Source organism: aff. Roholtiella sp. LEGE 12411 (genome assembly GCF_015206995.1).
Taxonomy (GTDB): domain Bacteria; phylum Cyanobacteriota; class Cyanobacteriia; order Cyanobacteriales; family Nostocaceae; genus Komarekiella.
In genome coordinates this window covers 1-4,399 of record NZ_JADEXR010000261.1, presented here as the reverse complement: position 1 = coordinate 4,399, position 4,399 = coordinate 1, and the positions used below count along the sequence as shown (strand labels likewise).

The 4,399-nt window shown below is 41.4% G+C and carries 6 protein-coding genes; 5 read left to right on the top strand and 1 reads right to left on the bottom strand.

Annotated features, from left to right (window positions below):
* Window positions 1-328: 328 nt before the first annotated feature.
* Window positions 329-1,042, bottom strand: coding sequence for a hypothetical protein (locus IQ246_RS29005; RefSeq protein ID WP_194006741.1), 714 nt, complete (start codon window positions 1,040-1,042; stop codon window positions 329-331).
* 134 nt (window positions 1,043-1,176) lie between these two features.
* Here IQ246_RS29005 and IQ246_RS29000 point away from each other — a divergent pair, with 134 nt between their 5' ends.
* The 5 genes from IQ246_RS29000 (at window position 1,177) to IQ246_RS28980 (ending at window position 4,261) form a co-directional block, all read left to right on the top strand.
* A complete protein-coding gene (locus tag IQ246_RS29000) occupies window positions 1,177-1,575 on the top strand; it encodes a hypothetical protein (protein WP_194006740.1) in 399 nt (132 codons plus the stop codon).
* A 135-nt stretch (window positions 1,576-1,710) separates the two neighbouring features.
* On the top strand, window positions 1,711-1,917 hold the full coding sequence (locus IQ246_RS28995; protein ID WP_194006739.1) for a hypothetical protein: 207 nt from the start codon (window positions 1,711-1,713) through the stop codon (window positions 1,915-1,917).
* A gap of 32 nt (window positions 1,918-1,949) precedes the next feature.
* Window positions 1,950-2,090, top strand: a complete 141-nt coding sequence (locus IQ246_RS28990; protein WP_194006738.1) for a hypothetical protein — start codon at window positions 1,950-1,952, stop codon at window positions 2,088-2,090.
* A gap of 185 nt (window positions 2,091-2,275) precedes the next feature.
* Window positions 2,276-2,893 (top strand): ATP-binding protein, encoded by a 618-nt coding sequence (locus IQ246_RS28985; protein ID WP_194006737.1) that lies wholly within the window; start codon window positions 2,276-2,278, stop codon window positions 2,891-2,893.
* A 99-nt stretch (window positions 2,894-2,992) separates the two neighbouring features.
* Window positions 2,993-4,261 carry a hypothetical protein gene (locus tag IQ246_RS28980; protein ID WP_194006736.1) on the top strand — a complete coding sequence of 423 codons (1,269 nt, stop codon included), beginning with the start codon at window positions 2,993-2,995 and terminating at the stop codon, window positions 4,259-4,261.
* Window positions 4,262-4,399 lie beyond the last annotated feature (138 nt).

Genomic DNA, 4,399 nt, shown 5'->3' with positions numbered 1-4,399 from the left:
CGAGAACTAGTTATCCTCACGACAATTTTTCTGCCCGTAAGAGCCACCGCCTAATCGAGCGAAGCGATCTTTCAGTTCGTCAGGGCTACACGAGTGGATTTGTTTAATTTTCCGCCTTCACTTGAAGCGCCAGTTTCACGAGATATTGCTCCCGTCGGCAACAGCTGATTGATCTGTGGGTACGCAAACAGCAGCAATCGAGCGCAGATATCACCCTATGCGCTTAAGTTCGTTTCCTTCAGCTAAATCTTCAACTTCTGCTGCAATAATTCCCGAATGCGATCGTGAACTTGGTAGGTCTCACTAAAATCGCTGATGTAATGCTATTTCATAACTTTATTTGAGCCAGGCGCGATCGCAGAGAATCAGGCTCCAAAATTTTTACACTGCCAGGATGGCAGACAATATGTGGCGCTAGTTCTCGCAGCAGCCAGTAAGTACTTTCGCTATGACGAGTAATTTGGCGTGTTTTCCCAATGCCAGAATCAGCAATATCATCTGGGTTCCCTTCATAACCCCAAGCCAAACCTCCACTAAGCTCTATTTCGATATCAACCGAATCGCGCCCTTGAGTGCGCCAATCAGCAGCGATCGGTGTAATCATTGCCGAAGTATATTTTTGAGCATTTAATCGCAAGCTCCAATTATGTGATAATTCAGGAATTTCTTGATTGCCTGCGCCTTCATCACACCAGCAATCTAAATAAGGGCGAATATGCCCCATTTTATACATCCGCTCTACAATCTTGGCATAGCGCACGGTGTAGCCCCAAATTTTACCTGCTACATCCTCATATTGAATACGGAATGATTGCTTTTGATTGATTAATTGAATAATTGGCTTATATATATCAGATGGCTCATTCCAGCTTGGAATAATCCACCCATCAGCAAGCCCTTGGGCTAATCGGCTAATTGTGGGCTTGCCCATTAACTCTTTCTCTTTTCCATTACCTATGCTAGCTAGCCTTTCTACCACATCTTCCAATCTTTTGGCTTGCTCATCTGATTCCATCGAAAATTGTTTTTGTATACGAGCCATAAGTTTTATTCCTCAAAATCTTCTTTTAATATACTATTTGTCAATACAGAAATGCTAAAAATGTGTTGACAAGTCTGTAATTAACTGATATTGTAGATACAGATAAACAAAAATGTAGAGACAAGGAGCCAGAGATGAGAATTTTGAAGATTTTAGTACATAAACTAACTCCCGAACAAGAAAAAGAATTAGAAGGAAATGAGGTTGTAGAGTTAAAGGCGATCGCTCCTGCGCTTGCTAGTTTTTTAGCCAATACTCCCGATGATTGGGACGCATTAGCTCAGCAAGCACAGGAGCTTGTTCAAATTGCAAAAGGTTTTGATGCGGCGCTTCTTCCTGGCGGCTCTCCTGCTTTTGCTTGGCTCCTTGCCAAAGTGTGGCCCTCTGAAATCAAGGTTTTGTTCGCGCACTCTGTACGCGATTCTGTTGAGAAGCAGGTGGAGAAATTTGTCCCTATTGAAGGGACTGAGCAGTTTCGCAAAGAGACTGTAGTCGAAAAAGCCTTATTGTTCAATCATGTCCGCTTCTTCTAATTTATGGCTGGATGCGATAGCCCAAGTTTGGGCGATCTCGCGGAAAAACAAGATAAAAAAAAGGTAAGGTAAAACTTAAATGATGCAAATTAGATGTAGAGGTAGTTTTTATTAGCTATTTATTTGGCTAATAAAATGAATAAAAACTTCAATAAGTTTGCTGTTCTTGGTTCAATCTCCGCCCGATTCTATTGGGATATTCGGAGGTACAAAAATGCTTGCTTATCTGGTGCAGCAAGCAGAAAAACCAAGCGTCAATTCAAACGAATTGCGGCAAGAGCCAGCCGTAATTTTATTAAAAAAGACACCAGAGAAGTAATTAAAGATTTATTGGAATTATAAAGAGCAAGCGAAAATTAAAAGGAGCAAAAAAGATGAAAATGACTGAAAAGCTCAAGCAACATTTAATTAATCAAGCTTGTGCGGGGGATGAGTCAGCCCGCATTTGGCTTCAAGAAGAAGAAGGAAAAAGCAAAAAGCAAAAAGCTTCTTCTAATTCAAATTCTCGTCCATAATAAATGGTGCGGCTTCTTTTGTAGTTTAAGTATGCAGATTAAAATCAAAGGATAATTCCAATGATACAAAAAGGAAGTAAATGGTTCAGCGAGTATCACTATTAAGAAAGTTAAGGTTTAAAATCCCTATTAGGGATTGACCCAACACTGGGCAATGTGGGAGCCGCACATTCGGGCTTAAGAATATGGAATCACATTTAAAAACTTTAGTAATAATCCGCGGATTGCCAGGAAGCGGCAAAACTGCAACCGCCAGAGCGATCGCACCCAATCATAATTATGCGGCGGATGATTATGGGGTGTATGATGCCGATGGTAATTATTTAATTGATAAGCAAGCATCGGCTCATGAAGCTTGCTTTGCTGATACTGAATTAGCAATGAAGGGCGGTGCTCAGATAATAGCTGTTCATAATACTTTTATTGAGGAGCGGTTTTATATTGATTATTTGATATTAGCTGCTAAATATGGATATTTTTCTCAGGTAATAGATTGTGAGGGTGGGCTATATCCTAATGGGAGTTGTAGCCAAAATATTCATAGAGTCCCGGAAGAGATAATAGAAAATATGCTGTCCAGGTGGCAGCGATACAAGCCATTGATACCAGTAAATGAACTAGATTATCAAGTTACTGCTCATGCCGAGTGGATTGAGGTTGAAAAGTCCCAGTTGTGGGAATGGGTAAGGGCGATGGCGCGGGGTGATAGGAATGCAGTCCGTGCAGATATGAAAAAAGATAGGCAATTCTGGCGGGTGGTGAATAGCTACCGATACTGGGAGGAAACTAATAATCGTTTATGAAAAACGATCGTGATTCTTGAGAAAAACCCACCGCACATCTAGTAAAAAGTTGGGGCAATTCCTACCCCAACTGTATTGAAATACAAGGATTATTTTATCATGAATAAAAAGCAAATAGAGCTTCGGGTGAAGGGGAGCAGTATTGTAGTGAAGGCTCCTTTTAATGATGGCTTGATTGAAGATATCAAAGTAATTCCTCGGAATCAAAGAAGGTGGGCTGATCCTGAGTGGATTATTGCCCTAAACGATCCGGATCAGAAGCCGGACGAGAAGACGAATCTCGAATATATAACTGATATCTGTATGGAACATGCCCAGCGACTAAACTGGGAATTCAAAAACTTTGTAGGGAAATCTGATTCCCAAATTGAAGAAGAAAAAGCTAAATCCACGGAAGAACTGATTGATGAATTTCTCGCCGCAGTTGATGAATTGCCAAATTACAGGCTTAAGCTGGTGCGGTGGAATACCGATAATTTGCAGCTGCAATTGCACGGATATCTCTCTGATGAAGAGGGTGGATATGATTTATTTATGCGGCTTTATCGCAGCAGCGAACAAGCCTATAAACCGACGATACTTTTGGGCAGTGATCGCCGCATACACGCTGGATTTATTTTCACAATTCCCTACCGCGATCGCGTGATTCGGAAATTGATCGACAAAAAAACTACTTACTTGAAATTTGTAGAACTCGAGCCAATAGAAGTTTTTGAAGATGAAATCATACATTTCCAAAATGCCACTAGTGATTTGTGGGTGGGTGTACCGATGGCAAAATCAGATCCCGGATCAATCAATTGGGAATCGCGGGATTGGGAAACAACCTATTATGAAAATCGCCTGTATTGGGTAGTAGAAGCCAAGAAATATATTTATGCCTGGGTAGAGGAATCAAAGTATAGTGTTGCCCATTTTGGGGGGAGTTTTGGGGTAATTTTCGAGCGGCCCAATCAATTTCTAGATAAGGTGATCGGTTTTCATCTGGAGGATTGGCTTAGTGGCCACATTGATGAGATAGCAAAATTGCCACCAGATTGCAGATCCGGTCGTCCCAGGAAGTATCGCGATACTTCCTGGGGGCATCCAATTGATAAGTTTGTGGGCAAGGTTGCAATCGCACCTGAAATATTAGAATCCATCCAAAGCCAGAAGCAAGAATTAGCCATCATCGCTATTGAGGGCGATCGGGCAAATGCGATTGAATTGGCTAAGGCTAAGCTGCAAGATGAATTTGATAAATCAGAAATAATTGAGAAATATGGCAAGGAGATTATATATAAGCCTTCTTGGACTAAAAAGAGAATTCTGGAAGCACTTTGTACTCAAGAGTTCTCCGAAAAATTGCTAGAAATCCCAGCTAGGTAATTATTTGAGCTTTGAACCTCACACGACTGAAAGTCGCGTGATTCCTGCTTCAACGATCTCTGCCGGAATTACTTCTGGACTGACGAGTTCTCCACAGGCGTTTTTTATAACCTCCGGCGTACCGACGGCGGTTAATAA